This is a genomic window from Rathayibacter sp. VKM Ac-2754 (assembly GCF_009807095.1).
GTDB lineage: Bacteria > Actinomycetota > Actinomycetes > Actinomycetales > Microbacteriaceae > Rathayibacter.
In genome coordinates, this window is the sequence record NZ_WUCC01000006.1 from 145,264 (window position 1) to 166,581 (window position 21,318).

The window sequence follows — 21,318 nt, forward strand, 5'->3', positions numbered from 1 at the left end:
CTCTTGATTCGGGCGTACCTCCGTGAGAGGCTACTTGAGTTCGTTTCACCGCTCACAGGGTCGTGGGTTTCCGCCGATGTGAACAACCCGATCCGTTCGAGCCGAGAGGCTCGTGTGTCCTGCCCCAGGGTGCGACACGGAGCCGGGTGAGCTCTCCGGAAGAACCGAGCCGCCCCCGTCCACCCTCTCGAATCGCCTTGCGCAGCTGCGCGGGGCTTCGTGGCGTGCTCAGGAGGGTGCGCTGGGACTTCCCGTCGAGTTCGATCGTCGGCGTGATCCGATCATCCCATTCGAACACTGCGTGGTTCCTCCACGCACGCCTGCACACAAGGAGCACCTGCATGGACTGGCGCGACAAGGCCGCTTGCCTCACCGCTGACCCCGAGCTTTTCTTCCCGGTCGGCAACACCGGACCCGCCGTCGACCAGATCGAGAAGGCCAAGACCGTCTGCGGACGATGCACGGTCACCGAGGTCTGCCTCCAGTACGCCCTCGAGACCGGCCAGGACTCGGGCGTGTGGGGCGGCCTCAGCGAGGACGAGCGCCGCGCTCTCAAGCGCCGTGCCGCCCGCGCCCGCCGCGCCTCGTAGCGCGCCGTACAGCGACTTCAGACCCCCGCCGCCTCAGGGCAGCGGGGGTCTCGTCGTTCTCGGGCTCGTCAGGCCTTCGGACGGGCCAGCCAGCGCAGCGGCATCTCGATGGTGACCTCTGTCCCGCGCCCCACCAGCGTGTGCCAGTCGATCGTGCCGCCGAGCTCGCCCTGGATGAGGGTGCGCACGATCTGCGTGCCGAGCCCCGACCCCACCTTGCCCTCGGGCAGACCCACTCCCGTGTCGCGCACCTTGACCGTCAGCACGTCCTCGGTGCGGGTGGCGACGATCTCGACGTCGCCCTCGCGGCCGGCGAGCCCGTGCTCGACGGCGTTGGTGACGAGCTCCGTCAGCGCCAGGGCGAGCGGAGTCGCGTACTCGCTCGGCAGGTTGCCGAAGCTCCCGCTGAGCTTGGGGTGCACCGTCGTGTTGTGCGTCGAGGCGACCTCGGCGATCAGCAGCAGCACGCGGTCGAAGACGGCATCGAAGTCGACGTTCTGGTTGAGCCCCTCCGACAGGGTGTCGTGCACGACCGCGATGGCCGCGACGCGCCGCATGGCCTGCGTGAGCGCCTCGCGCGCGAGGTCGGAGTGCGTGCGCCGGGCCTGGATCCGCAGCAGCGAGGCGACCGTCTGGAGGTTGTTCTTGACGCGGTGGTGGATCTCGCGGATCGTCGCGTCCTTGGTGATCAGCTCGCGCTCCTGGTGCCGCAGCTCGGTCACGTCGCGGCAGAGCACCACGGCGCCGACCCGCTCGCCGCGATCGCGGATCGGGATCGCGCGGAGTGACACCGTGACTCCGCGGGCCTCGATGTCGGTGCGCCAGGGCGCGCGCCCGGTCACCACGAGCGGCAGCGACTCGTCGATCACGAGCTTGCCGGTGAGCAGCTTCGTCGTGACCTCGGCGAGCGACTCCCCCTCGAGCTCGTCCGCGAAGCCGATGCGGTTGAACGCCGACAGGGCGTTGGGGCTCGCGAAGGTGGTGATGCCGTCGACGTCGAGGCGGATCAGGCCGTCGGAGGCGCGCGGGGCTCCGCGCCGCGGGCCGGTCGGAGCTCCGAGGTCGGGGAAGTCGCCCGAGGCGATCATCGAGAAGAGGTCGTTGGCGCAGTCGTTGAACGTCAGCTCCTGACGACTCGGCGTGCGCGTCTCGCTGAGGTTGGTGTGGCGGGTGACGACGGCGATCGGCCGGTCCGCGGTCGTGGAGTCGGACGGGCCGAGGCGGCGGAGGACGGGGACCGCCCGGACCCGCGTGGGCGTCTCCTCGAACCAGTCGGGCGCCGAGGTGTCGACGATGCGCGCCGTCTCGAACGCCTCGACGACCTGGGCGCGCCACTCCGACTTGATCCGCTGCCCGACGAAGTCGCGGTAGAACAGCGTCGCGGCGCTGGAGGGGCGGGCGTGGGCGACGGCCACGAAGCTGTCGTCGGACGTGGGCACCCAGAGGACGATGTCGGCGAACGCGAGGTCGGCCAGCAGCTGGGCGTCGCCCACGAGCAGGTGGAGCCACTCGACATCCGCGTCGGTGGAGCGGCCGTGGGCGAGAACGAGGTCACTGAGGGTCGACACCCGACAAGCCTAGGCGCTCGATCCACCCCCTCCGCGAGACGGCGCTCGTGCCCGATGGAGTCCGGGAGGCGACGCCACGCGCACCGCACCGGGTGCGTCCGGCGACGTCTTATCCACAGTGTCGCGTCGACACGCATGTGAGCATCCCTCGACTGCTTCGATGAGCAGGTCCCCGCGCCCCACCCTGAGCGCACCACGCACCGCCCGAGCCGAGAGGTGACCCGACCCATGAGTCGCTCGTCATGCCACTGGAGCATCCTGCATGAGCCGCCCTTCGAACGCCTTCGACTACCGCACCCTGCCCCTGGAGGCGGGGGCGGACTCCGCGCGAGCGCCGGCCATCGGCTTCTTCGAGGCCCAGCCGGCGACGAGGGCGGAGCTGCCCGACCCGCAGCCCGTCCTCGAGCGCCTCACCCTGCTGGTGATCGAGATCCTGGCGGGCTCGCGGGAGATCGACCAGGTGGCGCGCTGGCTCAGCGACGACGTCTACCGGCATCTGCAGAAGCGGGTGGTGCTCGCGGCGCGCTCCCGCGCCGCGCAGGGGCGTCCGGCGCACCGGATCCCCTTCACCGTCGGACGGGTCGTGCTGTCCGAGCCGCGCGACGGGATCGTCGAGGCGGTGGTCCTCGTGCACAACCGCGTGCGGACGCGTGCGGTCGCGATCCGGCTCGAGGGCCGGGACGCCCGCTGGCGGGCGACCGCGATCAACGTGCTGTGACCAGCGGCTCGGCGCCGACCGCGACGGTCGTCAGTGCAGAGTGCCGGCGGCGTACTCCGAGACGAGGGTCGCCAGCGCCGCCCTGTTCGCGTCGGTCAGGTGCATCGGAAGGGTGTGCGTCGTCCCGGCGAGCAGGTTCTTCTCGACGATCCTGACCTGCTCGGGGACGATGTCGGCCAGCGGAGTCGCGATCGGCGCTTCCATCAGGTCCCGTGAGTGGAGCGCGCGGTCGGTCGCGACGATCCCGTACGAGCCACCGAGCGTCTGATCGGTCACCCCGAAGAGCACGGTCTCGTCGGCCGGTATCGCGAAGCCCTTCACGAGCTTGGCGAAGTGCTTGCGGGTCCTCTCGTCCGGGAGCTTCAGCACCGCGCCGAGGCCGAGCTCGTCGGCGCGCTCCAGGAGGCCGGTCGCGCGGGGCACCTCGGTCGGCAGGGCTGCCGAGACCGCCGCCCTGCCGAGCACCACGACGATCGCATCGGTGACGGCCTGCAGCAGGAGGGGGCGACGCTCGACGGTGATCACCCGATCGGCCGACTTCCAGTCGAAGTCGCTCGTCGCAGAGGCGACGGCAGCGGCGGCCGACGCGGCAGGGCCGTCCCGGCCGGCGAGGAGCGGGACGACGCGAGGGACCTTCTCGCCGAAGAGTCCGGCGGGCGAGTCCTTCACGTGCACGGCGCGGTCGGTCAGGAGGAGGCCGACCGCCTCCCGGGATCGCGTGAAGCGGTTCATCGAGTGGTAGCCGAAGAACGCGAGCGGACGCTCCGTCCCGCTCTTCAGCAGCTGTCCGGCGGCGTGGTGGAACACCTCGGCGGCGTCGGACAGGGGGTGCGGCGCCGCCACCGGCGTGAACACGAGCTCGGCGATCTGCGGGTACCGCCCCACGACCTGCGCGACTGCGCCCTCCAGCGACTCCCCGTCCGAGCCGCTCGCGCTGTCGAGAACCGTCATCGTCGCCTCCGTCGTCAGCTGGTCGGTCCGCCCCACAACCTACCGAGACGCGACGCCGCGTCGCGCCCCTCCGGCGACGGAGCCGCTTCGTCTCTCGGCGAGGAGAGCGAAGTCGGCGCCCGCCGGCCCCTCGCTGGTCGAGTAGCCCCGGAGGGGCGTATCGAGACCCACCAGCGTCAGCAGATCGGTCCTCAGGCCTCGCCTTCTGACGCTGGTGGATCTCGATACGCCCGCTGCGCGGGCTACTCGATCAGCGAGGGAGGGACCACGCGCAGGAGTTCACTTCTCTGAGGGGCACCACCTGCTTCAGCGGCGTCGGACCATACGCGGACCCAGCCCCCGCGGTGTGCAGTCGCGTCGACGGCGGAGACGACCGAGGGCCCCGACCTCCGCAGCAGCGGTGTCGGGGCCCTCGGTCGAGCGGGTCAGCGGCGCTTCTGCTGCGCGCGGCGCTCCTGCCGGTTGTTCGGGACGTCGTCCTCGGCGGCACCCGGCTTCTGCCCGAAGGCGCCGGTCGCGGGGGTCGCGGCGTCGTCCTGCGGGCGCGCCTCGCGGGCCGCAGCGGCGCTCGCCTTCGCGGTGGCCGCCTGCTGCACCTGGCCGCGCTGGTTGCGCACCTCGACTCCGCCCGAGTCGCTCGGCGCCGAGTAGCTCAGCTTCTCGACCGGGGCGACCGGCTCGGCGAGCCCCTTGGCGGCGACTCCGGCGACCTCGCCCTGCTTCTGCGTCACCTCGACCTCGAGGTTGAACAGGAAGCCGACGGTCTCCTCGCGGATCTGGCCCATCATCTGCTGGAACAGGGCGAAGCCCTCGCGCTGGTACTCGACCAGCGGATCGCGCTGCGCCATCGCCCGCAGGCCGATGCCGTCCTTCAGGTAGTCCATCTCGTAGAGGTGGTCGCGCCAGCGGCGGTCGATCACCGAGAGCACGACGCGGCGCTCGAGCTCGCGCATCGCCGGCGAGCCGAGCTGCTCCTCGCGGCGCTCGTAGGCGATCTTCGCGTCCGAGAGGATCTCGCGGCGCATGAACTCCTTGTTGATGCGCCCGCGGCTGCCCGCCTCCTGCACGACCTCGTCGATCGTGAGGCTGATCGGGTAGAGCGTCTTGAGCTCGGTCCAGAGAGCGTCGAAGTCCCAGTCGTCACCGTTGCCGGTGCCGGTGTGCACCTCGAGGATCTCGTCGATCACGTCGACCAGGAACTTCTGCGTGCGCTCGTGCAGGTCGTCGCCCTCGAGGATGTGGCGGCGGTCGGAGTAGATCGCCTCGCGCTGGCGGTTCAGCACGTCGTCGTACTTGAGCACGTTCTTGCGGATCTCGGCGTTGCGCGCCTCGACCTGCGACTGCGCACTGCGGATGGCGCGCGAGACGACTTTCGACTCGATCGCGATGTCGTCGGGCACGTTGCCGCGGCCCATCAGGGCCTCGGCGGCACCGGAGTTGAACAGGCGCATCAGGTCGTCGGTGAGCGAGAGGTAGAAGCGGCTCTCACCCGGGTCGCCCTGGCGGCCGGAGCGACCGCGCAGCTGGTTGTCGATGCGGCGCGACTCGTGGCGCTCCGTGCCGAGCACGTAGAGGCCGCCGGCGGCCTGGACCTTCTCGGCCTCCTCGGCCACCTTCGCCTTGACCTCGGCGAACACGCCGTCCCACGCCGCCTCGTACTCCTCCGGAGTCTCGGACGGGCTGAGGCCCTTGCCCGCCATCTCGGTGACGGCGAGGAACTCGGCGTTGCCGCCGAGCATGATGTCGGTGCCGCGACCGGCCATGTTCGTGGCGACGGTGACGGCGCCGAGGCGACCCGCCTGGGCGACGATCGCCGCCTCCCGAGCGTGGTTCTTGGCGTTGAGCACCTCGTGCCGCACGCCCTTCTTGGCGAGTAGGCGCGAGAGGTACTCGCTCTTCTCGACGCTGGTCGTGCCGACCAGGACGGGCTGGCCCGCCGCGTGGCGCTCGACGATGTCCTCGACGACCTGCTCGAACTTGACCTGCTCGTTCTTGTAGACGAGGTCGGGGTTGTCGAGGCGCTGCATCTTGCGATTGGTCGGGATCGACACGACACCGAGCTTGTAGGTGGCCATGAACTCGGCCGCCTCGGTCTCGGCCGTACCCGTCATGCCCGAGAGCTTCGAGTAGAGGCGGAAGTAGTTCTGCAGGGTGACCGTGGCGAGCGTCTGGTTCTCGGCCTTGACCTGCACGCCCTCCTTGGCCTCGATCGCCTGGTGGATGCCCTCGTTGTAGCGGCGTCCGGCGAGGATGCGGCCGGTGTGCTCGTCGACGATCAGGACCTCGCCGTTCAGCACGACGTAGTCCTTGTCCTTCTTGAACAGGGCACGGGCCTTGATGGCGTTGTTGAGGAACGAGATCAGCGGAGTGTTGGCCGACTCGTAGAGGTTCTCGATGCCGAGGTAGTCCTCGACCTTCTCGATGCCGGGCTCGAGGACGCCGATGGTGCGCTTCTTCTCGTCGACCTCGAAGTCCTCGCCCTCGATGAGGCGCTTGGCGAGGCTGGCGAACTCCGAGAACCAGCGGTTCGCCTCGCCCGAGGCGGGGCCGGAGATGATCAGCGGGGTGCGCGCCTCGTCGATGAGGATCGAGTCGACCTCGTCGACGACCGCGTAGAAGTGGCCCCGCTGGACCATGTCCTGCGCCTGCCACGCCATGTTGTCGCGGAGGTAGTCGAAGCCGAACTCGTTGTTCGTGCCGTAGGTGATGTCGGCCGCGTACTGCTCGCGGCGCTGCTGGGGCGTCTGACCCGAGAGGATCACGCCCGTGGTCATGCCGAGGGCGCGGAACACGCGGCCCATCAGCTCGGACTGGTACGAGGCGAGGAAGTCGTTCACTGTGACGATGTGCACACCGCGGCTGGCGATCGCGTTGAGGTAGGCCGGGAGGGTCGCGACGAGCGTCTTGCCCTCTCCTGTCTTCATCTCGGCGATGTTGCCCAGGTGCAGTGCCGCGCCGCCCATCAGCTGCACGTCGAAGTGACGGAGCCCGAGGGTGCGGCGCGACGCCTCGCGGACCGCAGCGAACGCCTCCGGCAGGAGGTCGTCGAGCGACTCGCCGTTCGAGTAGCGCTCGCGCAGCTCGACGGTCTCGTTCTTCAGCTCCTCGTCGCTGAGGTGCGTGAAGTCCTCTTCGAGGGCGTTGACGGCTTTCGCGTAGTTCTCGAGGCGACGGATGACCCGCCCCTCCCCGACGCGAAGGACCTTTTCGAGAACTGAGGCCACGGGGTACTCCAAAACGTAGAAGGCAGGGGTTCCGCACCGGAGCGCGGACCGCGACCAGCCTAGCCGGGGAGGGCTGTGCGCGGTCTGAGGTGCTGTCCGCCAGGGGCGGACGCCGACGGGCCCCGGTGCGCGAGGCACCGGGGCCCGTCAGGAGGGGGCGGAGGTCAGACCGCGGTCTGCTCCGCGAGCTCGTCGGCCTCGTCGCCGAGCCCGATCACGCCGTAGTCCCAGCCCTTGCGCCGGTAGACGACGCTCGGGCGGCCGGTGTCGGCGTCGATGAACAGGTAGAAGTCGTGGCCGACCAGCTCCATGTAGTCGACGGCGTCGTCGACCGTCATCGAGACGGACGCGAAGACCTTCTTGCGGATGACGACGGGGCAGTACGGCTCCTCCTCGACCTCGTCCTCCGCGGGCGCCGGCGCCTCGGCCTGCACCGGCACGATCCCCGTGCTCACCTGCTCGAGGATGGCGGCATCGGCCGGCTGGATGGCGACGACGCTGAAGTCGTCGGCGGCCGCATCCCGGAGCGAGGTGGGCCGATGCTGGCCCCGATGCACCTTCTTGCGATCCTTGGCTCGCCTCACCCGCTCGAGGAGGCGCCCGAGGGCGATATCGAAGGCCGCGTACTTGTCGGCACCACTCGCCTCGGCGCGGACGACGGGGCCCTTCCCGATCAGGGTCAGCTCGACCCGGTCTCCCCCTGTGGCGCCCTTGCCCTCGCTGTGCCGACTCGCCTTGATCTCGAGCGCGAGGGCTCGATCGGCGAGGTGCCCCACCTTCTCCGCCTTCTCCGTCGCGTACGCGCGGAAGCGATCGGTGATGCCCAAGTTGCGTCCTGTGATGTCGATGTCCATGACAACCTCCCAGTCGAGTACGGCGTGCCGCCTTTCTCTGGGGCGGACCGTTCACGCCGTGCCACCGAGCGTAGACCCCGGCCACCGGAGTGTCACCGAGTGTTCATCCGGAGGATCATCGGCGACCGCGGTGAGTCGCCCGGCAATCCCGCCTCAGCACGCAGCGGCGTGCCCGCGACGGCGACCGCGCCGCGTACCCTGCCGCCCGCCGCCTCGACGGCGCGCCGCATCTCGAGCAGGGTCGCGCCCGAGGTCACGACGTCGTCGACGAGCAGGATCGGGGGCGAGTCGACGAGCGGACGGCGCGCCCGGAAGGCGCCGTCGAGGTTGCCGAGGCGGTCCGACCGCCCGAGACCGACCTGGTCGAGAGAGTGCCGCGCACGGCGGAGGGGGCGCGCCGGCCGGCCCCCCGCAGCCCGCACGATCAGGTCGACCGGGTCGTAGCCGCGACGGAGCCGCCGGCCGTAGGAGCCCGGCGGGCCGACGAGCACGGCGGGCTCCTCACGCAGGGCCAGGCGCAGAGCGGGCCGCAGCAGCACGGCCAAAGGCGGCGCGGCTCCGACCCGCCCCTCGTCCTTCAGCGCGAGGACGAGCCGGCGGACCACTCCGGAGTACGCCGCGCCCGTGACGACTCCGAGCGGGTGCTCCGCCGGGCCGAGCGTGCGCCGACCGGGCCGCCCCGCCTCGGCGAGCTCGGCGCGGCACCCGCCGCAGGGCCCCGCGCGGGCGGGGCTTCCGCAGGCCGGGCAGTCGACGGGGAGGAGGACGGCGAGGGCGTCGAGAAGGGAGTCGCGGAGCATGCGCCGAGCCTGCCCGGAGCGCGTGCGACGTGACGCGCCACCCTCCCTACTCCGACGCCCGACGGCCTGTGGAGGAGGGTCGCGCCCCGCTCGGAGACCTCCGGCTCGCGGAATCCGCCCCGGCTCGCAGGAATCGCCGGTTCCTGCGAGCCGAACGCGATTCCGCGAGCCGGAGGTGCGCCCGGAGTCGCGCGAGAGCCGGACGGGTCAGGACCCCATGCCGGTCTGCACCGCCAGCAGCCGCACGTCGGTCGCGATGGTCTGCCACGCCGAGCCGCGCTGCTGGCGGAGCTCGCCGCCCTCGGCGAGGATCCTGACCTGGGTGGACGCGTTGCCCGCCGCGATCTGCAGGGTGCCGGTGGTGGTGCCGAGCGACGTGGCGCCGCCTCCGATCTGGTTCAGGGTCACGGCGTCCTCGCCCGTCGAGGCGCGCACGACCGAGACGACGTCCAGCTCGTCCGTCCAGCTCGCGGCGATCGCCGTGCCGAGGGAGGAGCGGAGCACCACGGGCTCGCCGACGGCGAGGGGCTCCCCCGTCGCGGATCGGCTGATGCCGGCCATCAGCACCGTCGCCTGCTGGCCGTCCTGCGCCAGCGCGAGCATGCGGGTGCCGTCGCGCGAGACCGCCAGCGAGGCGATCGAGTCGATCTCCGACCAGGCGGTCGCGACCTGGTACGAGGTCGCTCCGTCCGAGGAGTAGGCGACGAGCTGGCTGGGCGAGGCGGCGGGCACCGACCAGACGTAGCCGAGCGGGTCGATGCTCGGCGCCGTCAGGCCCGATCGAGCGTCGAGCAGCACGTCGCTCCGGCCGGGAGTGACGAGTGCGACTCCGGCGTTCGAGAGCACGGCGGCCGCCGCGTCGGAGTCGGCGCCCCGCTGCTCCCCCAGCACCACCGCGGTGGGCGCCAGCTCCCGCACCCGGTCGGACACCGCCGTCTCGGTGAGGCCCGACGAGCCGAGGAAGCCGAAGGCGTCGTCGGTGAGCACGAGCGGCCGCGTGTCGACCCGCGGCGACGTGGGCAGTCCCGTCGTCTCGGCCGCGACCTCGATCGGGTTCTGCTCGACCGAGAGAGTCACGCCGGTGACGTTCGAGACGTTGGCGAGACTCCGGCTCAGCTGCAGCGACATCAGGCGCCACTGCCGCTCGTCGGCCTCGAGCGCCGCCGAGTTCAGATCGACCACTGCCCGCTGCGCCTCGACCGGCACCGTCTCGGCGGCGAGCGCCGTCCCCGTCGGGAAGGCCGAGACGGCCGCATCGGAGTCGCGCAGCCAGGCGGTGGGCCCGCGCAGCAGCTCGGTGACGATCGTCGTGCTCGTCGAGCTGTCCGCCCTCGACGCGAACCACCGCAGGTCCGGCACGAGGTAGCTGTAGCTCGGGTCGTAGAAGTAGAGCGCGTGCGTCGAGAAGACCTGCTCGAAGGTGGTCCGGTCGATCACCACTCCGCTCGGCGGCGCGCTGATGCGCCACTCGCCGTTCTCCTGCACGAAGCCGTAGTCGAGGTTCAGCGCGGCGGTCGTCGCCACCTCGGTGTACACGCCGCTGGCGTCGACCTCGGCGACGGGGGTGATCGTCAGGGTCAGGGTCGAGGTCGACGGCTGGACCTGCGAGCGCTGGCCCTCGTCGACCGTCACGTGCTCGCTCGGCGTCCAGTCGGCTCCGGTCGAGAGGAACTCGCGGGCGATCTTGTAGTTGCCCTGCGGGCTGGAGGCCGCGTCGATGAAGCCGTTGAGGATGTCGCGCTGCGAGGCGCCGGCCGCCGGCCCCGAGGGCAGGAAGTCGTACTCGAGGTCCTGCGGCGCCGCGTCGGGCTGCCCGACGCCGACACCGCCGTCGCGGGGGATCCCCGCGCAGCCCGCGAGAGCGAGCACGAGCAGCAGGGCGGAGGCGAGGGTGCGGAACTTCGTCACGAGAGCGCTCCGTCGGGGGTCGGGAGCGGCGGCATCACGATCGGCCCGGTGAAGGCCTGCTCGCCGGCGTCGATCGGCGGGAGCGGGAGGGGCGAGGACTCGATCCGCTCGCCCCGGCGCCGCGGGATGGTGAGGCGGAAGCAGGCTCCGCGATCGGGCATCGACCAGACCTGCAGCCAGCCGTGGTGCAGCGCGGTGTCCTCCTGCGCGATCGAGAGGCCGAGCCCCGTCCCGCCGAGGGTGCGCCGACGGGACGGGTCGGCCCGCCAGAACCGGTCGAACACCCTTGCGACCTCTTCGGAGCTCATGCCGTGACCGTAGTCGCGGACGGCGAGGGCGACCGCGGTCGCGCTGCTGTCGACCGTCACCACGATCTCGCGCCCGTCGCCGTGCTCGATCGCGTTGCCGAGGAGGTTCCGCACGATCCGGCGGACGCGGCGCGCGTCCATGTCGGCGTCGAAGTAGCCTCCGGGCGCCGAGAGTGTCAGCTCGGAGCCGTTCGCGGCGGCGATCCCGCTCATGTCGGCGATCTCCTCGCTGGCCAGGCGCACCAGATTGACCGGCTCGAGCTCGAGCTCGGCCGACCCCGCGTCGTGGCGGGAGATCTCGAGGAGATCGGCGAGGAGGCTCTCGAACCGGTCGATCTGCCCGTGCAGGAGCTCGACGGTGCGCTCGGCGACCGGCGGGAACGCCTCCCGCTGGTCGAAGAGCACGTCGCCGGCCAGCTTCATCGTGGTGAGCGGAGTGCGCAGCTCGTGCGAGACGTCCGAGACGAAGCGCTGCTGCACCTGGCTGAGCGTGGCGAGCTCGCTGATGCGGTCCTGCAGGCTGTCGGCCATGCCGTTGAAGGAGCGGGCGAGGGTGGCGATCACGTCCTGGCCCTTCTCGGGGATGCGCACGTCGAAGTCGCCCGCCGCCAGACGCTGACTGGTCTCGGCGGCGACCCGGACGGGCGCGACGACCAGGCGCACGACGATCCAGCTGACGGCGCCGATCAGCAGCACCAGCAGGATTCCGGCGACGTTGAGGACCTGCTGGACGAACTGCAGGGTGCGCTCGGCGTCGGCGAGCGAGTAGCCGATGTAGAGCTCGTACCGGCCCGCGCTGCTCGGCAGCTCGAGGGTGGATCCAACCAGGATGCCCGGCTGCTCCTCGCCGGATGCGTCGAGGGTGACCGACTGCCAGTACTGGCCGTCCGCGCCGTCCTGCACCCGCTGGCGCAGCTCGTCGCTGATCACGCCGTTCTGCAGCTCGCGGTTGTAGATGTCCTGCGGCGCGAGGGAGGACGCCTCCTGGTCGGGCGAGCGCACGATCGCGATCAGAGCCGACGACGAGGCGTCGCGGACCGCGGTGCGCACCGAGCTCATCACCTCCTCCATGTCCTGGCGGGTGGAGACGGTGGCCGCGTCGAGGTAGCCCTGGGCGGCCCGCGTGGCGCGGGAGGTGTCCCCCGTCACCTGGCTGAGGCGCGACTGGAAGAGGTTGTCGCTGATGCTGTACGAGAGGTACGCCCCCGTGGAGCCGATCGCGATGCCGCTCAGCAGGACGGTGATCGCCACCGCGCGGAACTGCAGCGAGCTGCGCCAGGCGCCGAGGATCCTGCGCGGCCACCGGCGGATCGCGGGGCGCCGGAACCGGCGGGCGACGGACACGGTCAGCTCGGGAGCACAGCGCCGGCGCGGTAGCCGACGCCGCGGACGGTCATCACGATCCGCGGGTCGTCGGGATCCTTCTCGACCTTCGCGCGCAGGCGCTGCACGTGCACGTTCACCAGGCGGGTGTCGGCCTTGTAGTGGTAGCCCCAGACCTGCTCCAGCAGCATCTCGCGCGTGAACACCTGCTGGGGCTTGGAGGCGAGGGCGAGGAGGAGGTCGAACTCGAGCGGGGTCAGCCCGATCCGCAGGTCGCCGCGGCGCACCTCGTGGCCGGCGACGTCGAGGCTGAGGTCGCCGACCTGCAGCACCGCGTTGGCCGCCACCTGGGCGGGCCGCAGCCGCGTCTTGATCCGCGCGACGAGCTCCTTGGGGTCGAACGGCTTGACCATGTAGTCGTCGGCGCCCGACTCGAGGCCCTGCACGACGTCGGCGGTGTCGGACTTCGCGGTGAGCATGATGATGGGAACGCCCGACTCGGCGCGCACGTCGCGGCAGACCTCGATGCCGTCCTTGCCCGGGAGCATCAGATCGAGCAGCACGAGATCGGGCCGGGCGCGGCGGAAGGCCTCCAGCGCTCCGGAGCCGTCGGCGCAGAAGGAGACGTCGTACTCCTCGGCCCGCAGCACGATGCCGATCATCTCGGCGAGGGCCGCGTCGTCGTCGACCACCAGAATGCGCGCGCTCATGAGCCTGTTCTTCCTCGTCTCGGGTCGCGCTCACCCCCCTGGGCGTCCGCGGTTACCGGCTCAGGCTAACCGACGCGGCCGGGAGGGCGCCGGGCGCGCAGGAGGAGCGCCGCGCGGGCCTGTGACAGCATGGGAGGGATGACCGATGCAGCTCAGTGGCCCCCGCCCGCAGGGCCCGCGGACAGCGGCGCCGCCGGCACCCCTCGCGACGCGGTCCCGCCTGCGCCCCCGAGCCGCGACGTCGTCGCACCGGCGCCGCCGGTCGCCTGGGCGCCCACCGGCCCGGGGCAGCAGTCGGCACCCCCGTCGGGCCCGACGCCCGGCTGGACGCCCCCGCCCAAGCCCGGTCTGATCCCGCTCCGCCCCCTCGGCTTCGGCACCCTCCTCGGGGCGCCGTTCCAGGTGCTGCGACGCAGTCCCCGCACCACGCTCGGCGTCGCGCTGCTCGTGCAGGGCGTCGGCTCGGTCCTCGCGCTCGTGCTCTACGGCGTGATCGCCGTCCTCGCCGTCGGACGCATCGAGCAGGCGGACGCCGCCGACCAGGACGCGGTCGGAGCGGGAGCCATCGCCATCGTGATCCTCGCCGCCCTGATCCCCCTCGCCGTCGCCCTGGCGACCGGCGCGCTCGTGCAGGGCGTCGTCGTGCTGGAGGTCTCGCGCGGGGTCCTCGGCGAGCGCCCGACGCTGCGCCAGCTCCTCGGGCGCCTCCGCGGGCGCTTCTGGGCCCTCGTCGGCTGGACGGTGCTGCAGGGCATCGGGACGGCGCTCCTGGTCGCGGCGGCCGTCGCGCTCGCCGTCCCCCTCTTCCTGCTCGGTGCGCAGAACGGCGGTGCCGGCACGATCGTGGGCGGCATCCTCGTCCTCGTCTTCGCGAGTCTCGCGGCCGCGGCGCTCGGCGTCTGGATCGGGACGAAGCTGGCGCTGGTGCCGAGCATCCTCGTCGTCGAGCGCCTCTCGATCAGGCGGGCCGTCGCCCGCTCGTGGGTTCTCGTCGTCGGCGGGTTCTGGCGCACCTTCGGCGCTCTGGCGCTGATGCTCCTGATCGTCCAGTTCGCGAGCCAGGTGATCGCCACTCCGCTGAGCCTGCTCGTGCCGATCGCCGGTGCCCTGATCGCCCCGACCGACCCCGGCGCCCAGATCGTCTCCTCGCTGATCGTGACCCTCCTCTCGGTCGCCGTCGGACTGGTCATCGGCGCCGTCGGCACGGTGCTGCAGTCGGCCGTCACCGGTCTCGCCTACCTCGACCGGCGGATGCGGCGCGAGGGCTTCGACCTCGTGCTCCTGCGGCACGTCGAGGACCGCGCGGCCGGGCGCCCGAGCACCGACCCGTTCCCCGCCCCCGAGCGGGCGCCCCGGTGATCCTCATCGGTGCGCCGCTCGATCCCGATGCGCAGGAGGCGCGGCGCCTCCTCCTCGAGGAGCTCGCCGATCCGCGCTACCGGGCCGCCGAGCCGACGTGGTTCGACCGCACGGTGCAGGCGATCCGCGACTGGTTCGCCTCCCTCTCGGTGCCCACCGACGGCGCGGGGGTGCCGCTCGCGGCCGTCATCGGAGTCGTGGTGCTGCTCGCCCTGGTCGTCGCGGCCCTGCTCATCGCCGGCGCGCCGCGTCGGCGCCGCCGGAGCGCCCTCTCGAGGGGCGCGGTGCTCGCCGCGGACGACGGCCGATCGGCCGACAGCATCCGGGCCCTCGCCGAGGCGGCCGCTGCTCGGGGCGACTTCGACGAGGCCCTCGTCGAGCGGTTCCGCGCGCTGGTGCGCGCCCTCGACGAGCGGACGGTGGTGAGCCACTCTCCCGGCACCACGGCGCACGGATTCGCCCGCCGGGCCTCCGCCGCCTTCCCCGGATCCGCCGAGGCCCTGCGCCGCTGCGCGGACGACTTCGACCGGGTCCGGTACCTGGACGGCCACGGCACTGCGGCAGACTACGAGCGGATCCGCGACCTCGACCGCTCTCTCGCCGCGACGACTCCCGATCTCGGGCCGGCGCTCGATCCACTCGCCGCCCTCGCTCCCCGCCGATGACGACCACCGCCTCCGTCACCACCCCGACCCTCGGCGCTCTGCTGCGCCGCGGCCGGCTCTGGGCTCTGCTGCTCGCGCTCGTGGCCGTCGGGACACTGCTGCTGACCGTCGCCACGGGCGCGCCCACTCCCGGGGCCGACCTCGACCTCGACAGCGCCGCCCCCGGTGGCGCGCGCGCCGTCGCGCAGGTCCTGAGCGAGGAGGGCGTCGACGTCGTGCGCGCCGACGACCTCGACTCGGCGCTCGACACGGTCGGCGACGGCACGACGCTGCTGATCGACGACCCGAACGCGGTCCTCGACGAGTCGCAGTACGCGGGCCTGGGCGCCGCCGCCGGAGCGATCGTGCTCGTGGAGCCGACCGGCGCCGCGCTCGACGCGCTCCTGCCGCAGGTGGCGTTCGCCGGCGCCCCGCTCGACGAGGGCGACCTCCCGGCCCGCTGCCCGCTCCCCGCGGCCGAGCGCGCCGAGAGCATCCCGTCGGGCGGGAGCACCTACCGCGTCCTCGAGGGCGACGCCGTCGGCTGCTTCCCCACCGGCGACGACGCCTTCGCACTCGCCTCGGCCACCGGCCCCGGAGGTGCGCCCGTCACCGCGGTCGGCGACGCCGACCTCCTCCGCAACGGCACGATCGACGAGGCGGGGCGCGCCGCCCTGGCCCTGGGGCTGCTCGGCGGCGAGGACCGACTGGTCTGGTACCGCGTCGGACTCGACGACCTCGCCGGGGGCGCCACCCCCGACCCGGCCGATCTCGCGCCCGGCTGGGTGACGCCGGCGCTGCTCCTGCTCGTCTGCGTGTTCGTCGCCTCCGCCGTCTGGCGCGGGCGCCGGTTCGGGCCGCTCGCCGTCGAGCCGCTGCCGGTCGTCGTCCACGCGAGCGAGACCGCCCGCGGCAGGGCACGCCTCTACGCCCGCGGCGACACCCGGGTCCGGGCCCTCGACGCCCTGCGCATCGGCACTCTGCACCGCGTCGGCGCCCAGCTCGGGCTCTCGCCCTCGGCGGCGGTCGAGGAGATCGTGTCGGTGGCGTCCGAGCTCCTCGGCCGCGACCCGGTCGCCGTCCGCCGTCTGCTCGTCGACGACCTGCCCGGCGACGACGCGGCGCTGGTCTCGGCGTCCGACGAGCTCCTCCGTTTCGAGAGCGCGATCCGCACCGCCCTCTCCCCCGCGACCACGCACCCCGACCGACGACCGGAAGGCCCCCACCGATGAGCGACACCTCCCTCCCGCCGATCGGCGACGACGATCTGCGCGTCGAGCTCGACCGCGTCCGCACCGAGGTGGGGCGCGCGGTCGTCGGGCAGGACGGCGCGGTCTCGGGCCTGCTGATCGCGCTCCTCGCCGGCGGCCACGTGCTGCTCGAGGGCGTCCCCGGAGTCGCGAAGACGCTGCTCGTGCGCGCCCTGTCGGTCTCGCTCGGGCTCGACACGCGCCGTGTGCAGTTCACCCCCGACCTCATGCCGGGCGACATCACGGGCTCGCTCGTCTACGACGCCTCCACCTCGGGCTTCGCCTTCCGCGAGGGGCCGGTCTTCACGAACCTGCTCCTCGCCGACGAGATCAACCGGACGCCTCCGAAGACCCAGGCGGCGCTGCTCGAGGCGATGGAGGAGCGCCAGGTGAGCGTCGACGGCCGCACGCTGCCGCTGCCCGATCCGTTCCTCGTCGCGGCGACGCAGAACCCCGTCGAGTACGAGGGCACCTACTCGCTGCCCGAGGCGCAGCTCGACCGCTTCCTCCTCAAGCTGGTGCTGGAGGTGCCCCCGCGCGACGTCGAGGTCGAGGTGCTGGCCCGCCACGCCGCGGGCTTCGACCCGCGCGACCTCGCCGCCGCCGGCGTCCACCCCGTGCTCGACGCCTCGCGACTGCGTGCGGCCCAGGAGGCGGTGCGCCGCGTCGGTGCGGGCCCCGACGTGCTCGGCTACATCGTCGACGTCGCCCGGGCGACCCGGCAGAGCCCGAGCGTGAAGCTCGGCGCGAGCCCCCGCGGCTCGACCGCCCTGCTCGCCGCCTCGCGCGCGTGGGCCTGGCTGAACGGCTACACCTCGATCACGCCCGACCACGTGCAGGCGATGGTGCTCCCCGTGCTCCGGCACCGCATCCAGCTCCAGCCTGAGGCAGAGCTCGAGGGCGTGCGCACGGAGGCGGTCCTCGGCGGCATCCTCCAGCAGGTCCGCGTCCCGGTCTGAGCCGTGCACCTCACCGGGCGCTCCGTCCTCGTCCTCCTGGTCGGCCTCGTGCCGGTCGTCCTCTTCGGCGGCCGCGCCGAGACCGCGTTCGGCGTGCTCGGGCTCTGGCTGCTGCTCTGGCTCGTCCTCGTCGGGGTCGACCTGGCGATCGCGGGATCGCCGCGGTCCGTCTCCGTCGAGCGCCGGGTCCCCGACCGGGTGCGCCTCGGCGAGCGGGCGGAGGCGCAGCTGCTGGTCACGAACACGGGGCGGAGGCGGATCCGCGGTGTCCTGCGCGACGCCTGGGAGCCGTCGGCGGGTGCGATCGCCACGCGCTCGGCCCTGCGCCTCCCACCCGGGGAGAGGCGGGCCGTCACGACCGCGCTCGTCCCGCGCCGCCGGGGCGAGCGTCGAGCCCTGCACGTCACGGTGCGGTCGGAGGGGCCGCTCGGCCTGGCCGGCCGGCAGGCCACCCACGCCGCTCCCGCCGCGATCCGCGTCCTGCCGCCGTTCCGGTCGAGGCGGCACCTGCCCTCGCGCCTCGCGCGCCTGCGCGAGCTCGAGGGCCGCACGAGCGTGATGATCCGCGGTCAGGGCACCGAGTTCGACAGCCTCCGCGAGTACGTCCGCGGTGACGACGTCCGCTCGCTCGACTGGCGGGCGACCGCGCGCCGCCGCGAGCCCGTGGTGCGCACGTGGCGGCCGGAGCGCGACCGGCGGGTGATCCTCGTCCTCGACACCGGGCGCACCAGCGCCGCGCGCATCGAGGACGAGCCGCGGCTCGACACGGCCATCGAGGCGTCCCTCCTGCTCGCCGCGCTGGCCGCCTCGGCGGGCGACCGCGTCGACGTCCTCGCCTTCGACCGCACCCGCCGCGCCCGCGTGCACGGTGCGACCGGCACGGAGGTTCTGAGCCGCGTCGTCGACGCGCTCGCCCCCGTGCAGCCGCAGCTCCTCGAGACCGACTGGTCGGCCGTGCCCGGCCAGGTGCGCACGCTCGCCTCGCAGCGCTCGCTCGTCGTCCTGCTGACCGCGCTCGACTCCGTCGGCTCGGCCGAGGGGATGCTCGCCGTCCTCCCCCAGCTCACCCGCCAGCACACCGTCGTCGTCGCGTGCGCGCTCGATCCCGAGCTGGTCGAGATGGCGGCCGATCGGAGCGACCGGAGCGCCGTCTACACCGCCGCCGCCGCCCAGCGCTCGCTCACCGACTCCGATCGCCTCGCCGCGGCGGTGCGCCGGCTCGGCGGCGACGTCGTCCTCGGAGCGCCGGAGCGGCTCCCTCCGCTGCTCGCGGACCGCTACATCGCGCTGAAGGCGGCCGGACGGCTCTGAGTCCCGAGCGGGCGTCCGGTGAGACCCGGCTCAGCTCTCCGCGATGCTCCGCGAGCCCGCCCCGAACCGATCCAGATCGCCCGTCTCACCGGCCCGCGACGCGCGGCCCCCGACCACGATCATGTAGACGAGGAACGCACCGAGCGCGACCGCGCCGATGCCGATCTTCAGCCACCAGGGCCACGGAGCGGGCGTCACGAAGCCCTCGATGACGCCCGACACCAGCAGCACGAAGACCAGGCCGATCGCGACGGTGAAGAGGCTGCGGGCGTCCTCGGCGAGGGCCTGAGCTCGCGTGCGGGGCCCGGGCGCGATCCACGCCCAGAAGATGCGCAGGCCGGCCGCCGCCGCGACGAACACGGCCGTCAGCTCGAGCTGGCCGTGCGGCGCGATGTAGAGGAAGAACGTGTCGCCCTCGCCCACGTGGAACATCACCGCGATCGACGTGCCGAGGTTCTGCGCGTTCTGCAGCAGGATGTACGGCACGTAGACGCCGACGATGCCGAACGCGACGCACTGCGCGGCGATCCAGGCGTTGTTGGTCCAGACCTGGCCCGCGAACGAGGCGGCCGGGTTCTCGGAGTAGTAGTCGATGAAGTCGTTCTGCGCGAAGCGGCGGAGCTCCTCGTCGTCGCCGAGCGCGGCGAGGAGCCGGGCGTCGCCGAGGATCCACACCGCGTAGAGCGTGGCCACCAGGGCCGTCGCGAGGGCGACCGCGAGGGTCAGCCAGCGGAGGCGGTACAGCGCGGCCGGGAGCGACAGCACCACGAAGCGCGAGACGGCGGCGAGGGGCTCGTCTCCCGTGCCGGTCAGTCGGCCCCGCGCACGCGACAGCGAGACGGCGAGCCGCGTGCCGACGGCCGTCGAGCCCGCGGTCGACGTGATCGCGGCGAGATCGGCGGAGGCGGACTGGTAGCGCTCCACGAGCTCGTCCGCCTCACCGCCGCTCAGCCGGCGCTTGCGCGAGAGCTCGTCCAGGCGCGTCCACTGGGTGCTGCGTGCAGCCGAGAGAGCGTCGATGTCCATCTGTTGAGAGGATAGCCCGGAGTGATCTCTCCGCTGCGACGGAGGACGGGACCCGAGGAGTGCGATGGACCACGACGCCGACGGCGATCCCGGCCTGATCACCGGCGAGGCCATCGCCCTCGACGTCCCGGTGACGTCGTTCGTGCTGCGCGCGTGCGGCGCGATCATCGACCTCCTCGCCGAGCTGATCCTCGCCTTCGGCCTCTTCTACCTCGTCGCCTCGCTCGCGGGTGACGGCGGCCTCGACGACGCAGCACTCGCGGCGGTCGGCATCGCGGCCCTGGTCGTCTCGATCGTCGTCGTCCCCGTCGTCGTCGAGACGGCCACGCGCGGCCGATCGCTCGGCAAGCTCGCCGTGGGAGCGCGGATCGTGCGCGACGACGGAGGAGCCATCGGGTTCCGGCACGCCCTCGTGCGCGGCCTGACCGGGGTGCTCGAGATCCTGATGACGGCCGGCGGCCTCGCCGCGGTCGTCGGACTGCTCTCGCGGCAGTCGCGTCGACTCGGCGACATCCTCGCCGGAACCCGCAGCCAGCTGGAACGCGTCCCCCGGGTCGAGCCGCTCGAGGCGGAGGTGCCGGCCCCGCTGCTGCGCTGGGCCGCGACGGCCGACGTGGCGCGCCTCCCGGACGCCCTCGCCCGCCGGCTCGCGCAGTTCCTCCGCCAGCGCGGGCGGATGACCGAGCCGTCGCGCTCGCAGCTGGCGGTCTCGCTCGCCCAGGAGGCGTCGGCGTTCGTCTCGCCGGTGCCGAACGCTCCGGCCGAGGACTTCCTGCTCGGCGTCGCCGCGCTGCGCCGGGCGCGGGAGGGGCGCGCGCTCGGCCTCGCCGACCAGCGGCTCCGACGCCTCGCACCGGTCCTCGCGGACGCTCCTCGGGGCTTCCCCGAGCGCGAGCCCGGTCGGCCGGTCGATCAGCCGACGGTCGGAGCCGACGGGTCGCTGTAGCGGATCGTCTGCCAGCCCCTCGGCACGAGCAGTCGCCGGTCGTGCTCGGCGCAGAGGTCGTAGCCAAGCGGATCGGGCGATGGGCTGAGCGGGCCCACGGCGACGACGGAGTCGCGGTAGTCGTAGGTGAGAGTCACGACCGCCTCGGAGCGGCAGCCCGTCCGCGAGCACAGGCGCTCGTGGTCCACCGCGCCCTGACCGTCCATCCGGCTCAGAGTAGCAAGGGGCGACGGAGCGGGTGGTCGCGGGCGCAATAGGCTGGAGACATGCCCCGCGCACGTCGTTCCACCACTCGTCAGGCGAGCACCGTGCGCAGCGGATCCCGCGATCGGCACGGGCGGGGCATCCGCGGCCAGGTCACCGGGCCGCACCTGCCGCCGCTGCAGACGCGCACCGACTTCTTCGAGATGACGATCGGATCGGCGATCGACTACCTCCGCGGGATGTGGCCGGAGGAGCTGGCGGGCATCCACGTCGACGTCGCCACGACACCCGACGTCGACCCCGCCCGCCTGCACGGCACGGGGATCGCCCGGTGGCGCGTCGACCACGCCGCACGGCGCATCACGCTCTACCGCGTCCCCATCGAGCGGCTGGCCAAGCTGCACCGCCGTGACGACTGGCACCAGCGCATGCTCATCGAGAGCTACGTCTTCCGCGCCGTCGCAGAGCTCCTCGGCCGCGACCCCTGGGACATCTCGCCCGACCGCTTCCGGCACCACTGACGCGGGCGCCCACGTCCGCAGGGAGGTGGGTCTCGATACGCCGCCCGCGGCGGCTACTCGACCAGCGAGCTCGCACGGCTCGCACGGCTCGCACGGCTCGCACGGCTCGCACGGCTCGCGCAGGGTTCCCACCCCTCGCTGATC

At 72.8% G+C, this 21,318-nt stretch carries 19 protein-coding genes; 9 read left to right on the forward strand and 10 right to left on the reverse strand.

Annotation, left to right across the window (positions count from 1 at the left end):
* The first annotated feature begins 341 nt into the window (after window positions 1-341).
* Window positions 342-590 carry a WhiB family transcriptional regulator gene (locus GRS92_RS11965; RefSeq protein WP_056045195.1) on the forward strand — a complete coding sequence of 83 codons (249 nt, stop codon included), beginning with the start codon at window positions 342-344 and terminating at the stop codon, window positions 588-590.
* A 68-nt stretch (window positions 591-658) separates the two neighbouring features.
* Here GRS92_RS11965 and GRS92_RS11970 read toward each other — a convergent pair whose 3' ends face one another.
* Window positions 659-2,158: a sensor histidine kinase gene (locus GRS92_RS11970; protein ID WP_159856588.1), complete on the reverse strand. Its 1,500-nt coding sequence runs from the start codon at window positions 2,156-2,158 to the stop codon at window positions 659-661.
* Window positions 2,159-2,420: 262 nt separating this feature from the next.
* On the opposite strand from GRS92_RS11970, the gene GRS92_RS11975 reads away from it, so the two are divergent.
* Entirely contained in the window at window positions 2,421-2,876 is a 456-nt protein-coding gene (locus tag GRS92_RS11975; RefSeq protein WP_235021984.1) for an Rv3235 family protein, read from the forward strand.
* 30 nt (window positions 2,877-2,906) lie between these two features.
* On the opposite strand, the gene GRS92_RS11980 is transcribed toward GRS92_RS11975, so the two are convergent.
* From GRS92_RS11980 to mtrA, 7 genes are all read right to left on the reverse strand, one after another.
* Window positions 2,907-3,827: a hypothetical protein gene (locus GRS92_RS11980; RefSeq protein ID WP_159856590.1), complete on the reverse strand. Its 921-nt coding sequence runs from the start codon at window positions 3,825-3,827 to the stop codon at window positions 2,907-2,909.
* Between the two features lie 425 nt (window positions 3,828-4,252).
* Entirely contained in the window at window positions 4,253-7,051 is a 2,799-nt protein-coding gene (gene secA, locus GRS92_RS11985) for a preprotein translocase subunit SecA (protein ID WP_159856592.1), read from the reverse strand.
* Between the two features lie 164 nt (window positions 7,052-7,215).
* Window positions 7,216-7,905, reverse strand: coding sequence for a ribosome hibernation-promoting factor, HPF/YfiA family (gene hpf / locus GRS92_RS11990; RefSeq protein ID WP_159856594.1), 690 nt, complete (start codon window positions 7,903-7,905; stop codon window positions 7,216-7,218).
* A gap of 92 nt (window positions 7,906-7,997) precedes the next feature.
* Complete coding sequence (locus GRS92_RS11995) at window positions 7,998-8,705, reverse strand: ComF family protein (RefSeq protein ID WP_159856612.1); 708 nt, start codon at window positions 8,703-8,705, stop codon at window positions 7,998-8,000.
* Window positions 8,706-8,912: 207 nt separating this feature from the next.
* Window positions 8,913-10,613 (reverse strand): GerMN domain-containing protein, encoded by a 1,701-nt coding sequence (locus GRS92_RS12000; protein ID WP_159856614.1) that lies wholly within the window; start codon window positions 10,611-10,613, stop codon window positions 8,913-8,915.
* Window positions 10,610-12,265, reverse strand: a complete 1,656-nt coding sequence (gene mtrB / locus GRS92_RS12005; RefSeq protein WP_235021986.1) for an MtrAB system histidine kinase MtrB — start codon at window positions 12,263-12,265, stop codon at window positions 10,610-10,612. Before mtrB ends, GRS92_RS12000 begins: the two co-directional genes overlap by 4 nt.
* Window positions 12,266-12,267: 2 nt before the next feature.
* The gene (gene mtrA / locus GRS92_RS12010) at window positions 12,268-12,954 is read right to left on the reverse strand and encodes an MtrAB system response regulator MtrA (protein WP_159856616.1); all 687 of its coding nucleotides are present in this window, start codon (window positions 12,952-12,954) and stop codon (window positions 12,268-12,270) included.
* A gap of 138 nt (window positions 12,955-13,092) precedes the next feature.
* Between mtrA and GRS92_RS12015 the strand changes: the two genes are divergently transcribed.
* Genes GRS92_RS12015 through GRS92_RS12035 form a run of 5 tightly spaced genes read left to right on the forward strand, consistent with a single transcriptional unit; the run spans window position 13,093 to window position 18,477 of the window.
* Window positions 13,093-14,313, forward strand: coding sequence for a hypothetical protein (locus GRS92_RS12015; RefSeq protein ID WP_159856618.1), 1,221 nt, complete (start codon window positions 13,093-13,095; stop codon window positions 14,311-14,313).
* The gene (locus GRS92_RS12020; RefSeq protein ID WP_159856620.1) at window positions 14,310-14,978 is read left to right on the forward strand and encodes a DUF4129 domain-containing protein; all 669 of its coding nucleotides are present in this window, start codon (window positions 14,310-14,312) and stop codon (window positions 14,976-14,978) included. The genes GRS92_RS12015 and GRS92_RS12020 overlap by 4 nt, the downstream gene beginning before the upstream one ends.
* A complete protein-coding gene (locus GRS92_RS12025) occupies window positions 14,975-16,189 on the forward strand; it encodes a DUF4350 domain-containing protein (RefSeq protein ID WP_159856622.1) in 1,215 nt (404 codons plus the stop codon). The genes GRS92_RS12020 and GRS92_RS12025 overlap by 4 nt, the downstream gene beginning before the upstream one ends.
* Window positions 16,186-17,166, forward strand: a complete 981-nt coding sequence (locus tag GRS92_RS12030; protein WP_159856624.1) for an AAA family ATPase — start codon at window positions 16,186-16,188, stop codon at window positions 17,164-17,166. The genes GRS92_RS12025 and GRS92_RS12030 overlap by 4 nt, the downstream gene beginning before the upstream one ends.
* Before the next feature lie 3 nt (window positions 17,167-17,169).
* The gene (locus tag GRS92_RS12035; protein WP_159856626.1) at window positions 17,170-18,477 is read left to right on the forward strand and encodes a DUF58 domain-containing protein; all 1,308 of its coding nucleotides are present in this window, start codon (window positions 17,170-17,172) and stop codon (window positions 18,475-18,477) included.
* 30 nt (window positions 18,478-18,507) lie between these two features.
* On the opposite strand, the gene GRS92_RS12040 is transcribed toward GRS92_RS12035, so the two are convergent.
* Window positions 18,508-19,503 carry a stage II sporulation protein M gene (locus GRS92_RS12040; RefSeq protein ID WP_159856628.1) on the reverse strand — a complete coding sequence of 332 codons (996 nt, stop codon included), beginning with the start codon at window positions 19,501-19,503 and terminating at the stop codon, window positions 18,508-18,510.
* A 64-nt stretch (window positions 19,504-19,567) separates the two neighbouring features.
* Here GRS92_RS12040 and GRS92_RS12045 point away from each other — a divergent pair, with 64 nt between their 5' ends.
* Window positions 19,568-20,449, forward strand: coding sequence for an RDD family protein (locus GRS92_RS12045; protein ID WP_159856630.1), 882 nt, complete (start codon window positions 19,568-19,570; stop codon window positions 20,447-20,449).
* On the opposite strand, the gene GRS92_RS12050 is transcribed toward GRS92_RS12045, so the two are convergent.
* Window positions 20,416-20,655, reverse strand: coding sequence for a DUF3499 family protein (locus tag GRS92_RS12050; protein WP_159856632.1), 240 nt, complete (start codon window positions 20,653-20,655; stop codon window positions 20,416-20,418). The genes GRS92_RS12045 and GRS92_RS12050 overlap by 34 nt on opposite strands.
* Window positions 20,656-20,715: 60 nt before the next feature.
* On the opposite strand from GRS92_RS12050, the gene GRS92_RS12055 reads away from it, so the two are divergent.
* Window positions 20,716-21,174 (forward strand): metallopeptidase family protein, encoded by a 459-nt coding sequence (locus GRS92_RS12055; RefSeq protein ID WP_159856634.1) that lies wholly within the window; start codon window positions 20,716-20,718, stop codon window positions 21,172-21,174.
* Window positions 21,175-21,318 lie beyond the last annotated feature (144 nt).

Bases quoted from the DNA above. Each gene is read 5' to 3' on its own strand.
- GRS92_RS11965 (WP_056045195.1), top strand. From the start codon at position 342: ATGGACTGGCGCGACAAGGCCGCTTGCCTCACCGCTGACCCCGAGCTT.
- GRS92_RS11975 (WP_235021984.1), top strand. From the start codon at position 2,421: ATGAGCCGCCCTTCGAACGCCTTCGACTACCGCACCCTGCCCCTGGAG.
- GRS92_RS11980 (WP_159856590.1), bottom strand. From the start codon at position 3,827: ATGACGGTTCTCGACAGCGCGAGCGGCTCGGACGGGGAGTCGCTGGAG.
- hpf (WP_159856594.1), bottom strand. From the start codon at position 7,905: ATGGACATCGACATCACAGGACGCAACTTGGGCATCACCGATCGCTTC.
- GRS92_RS11995 (WP_159856612.1), bottom strand. From the start codon at position 8,705: ATGCTCCGCGACTCCCTTCTCGACGCCCTCGCCGTCCTCCTCCCCGTC.
- mtrA (WP_159856616.1), bottom strand. From the start codon at position 12,954: ATGAGCGCGCGCATTCTGGTGGTCGACGACGACGCGGCCCTCGCCGAG.
- GRS92_RS12015 (WP_159856618.1), top strand. From the start codon at position 13,093: ATGACCGATGCAGCTCAGTGGCCCCCGCCCGCAGGGCCCGCGGACAGC.
- GRS92_RS12025 (WP_159856622.1), top strand. From the start codon at position 14,975: ATGACGACCACCGCCTCCGTCACCACCCCGACCCTCGGCGCTCTGCTG.
- GRS92_RS12030 (WP_159856624.1), top strand. From the start codon at position 16,186: ATGAGCGACACCTCCCTCCCGCCGATCGGCGACGACGATCTGCGCGTC.
- GRS92_RS12040 (WP_159856628.1), bottom strand. From the start codon at position 19,503: ATGGACATCGACGCTCTCTCGGCTGCACGCAGCACCCAGTGGACGCGC.
- GRS92_RS12045 (WP_159856630.1), top strand. From the start codon at position 19,568: ATGGACCACGACGCCGACGGCGATCCCGGCCTGATCACCGGCGAGGCC.
- GRS92_RS12050 (WP_159856632.1), bottom strand. From the start codon at position 20,655: ATGGACGGTCAGGGCGCGGTGGACCACGAGCGCCTGTGCTCGCGGACG.
- GRS92_RS12055 (WP_159856634.1), top strand. From the start codon at position 20,716: ATGCCCCGCGCACGTCGTTCCACCACTCGTCAGGCGAGCACCGTGCGC.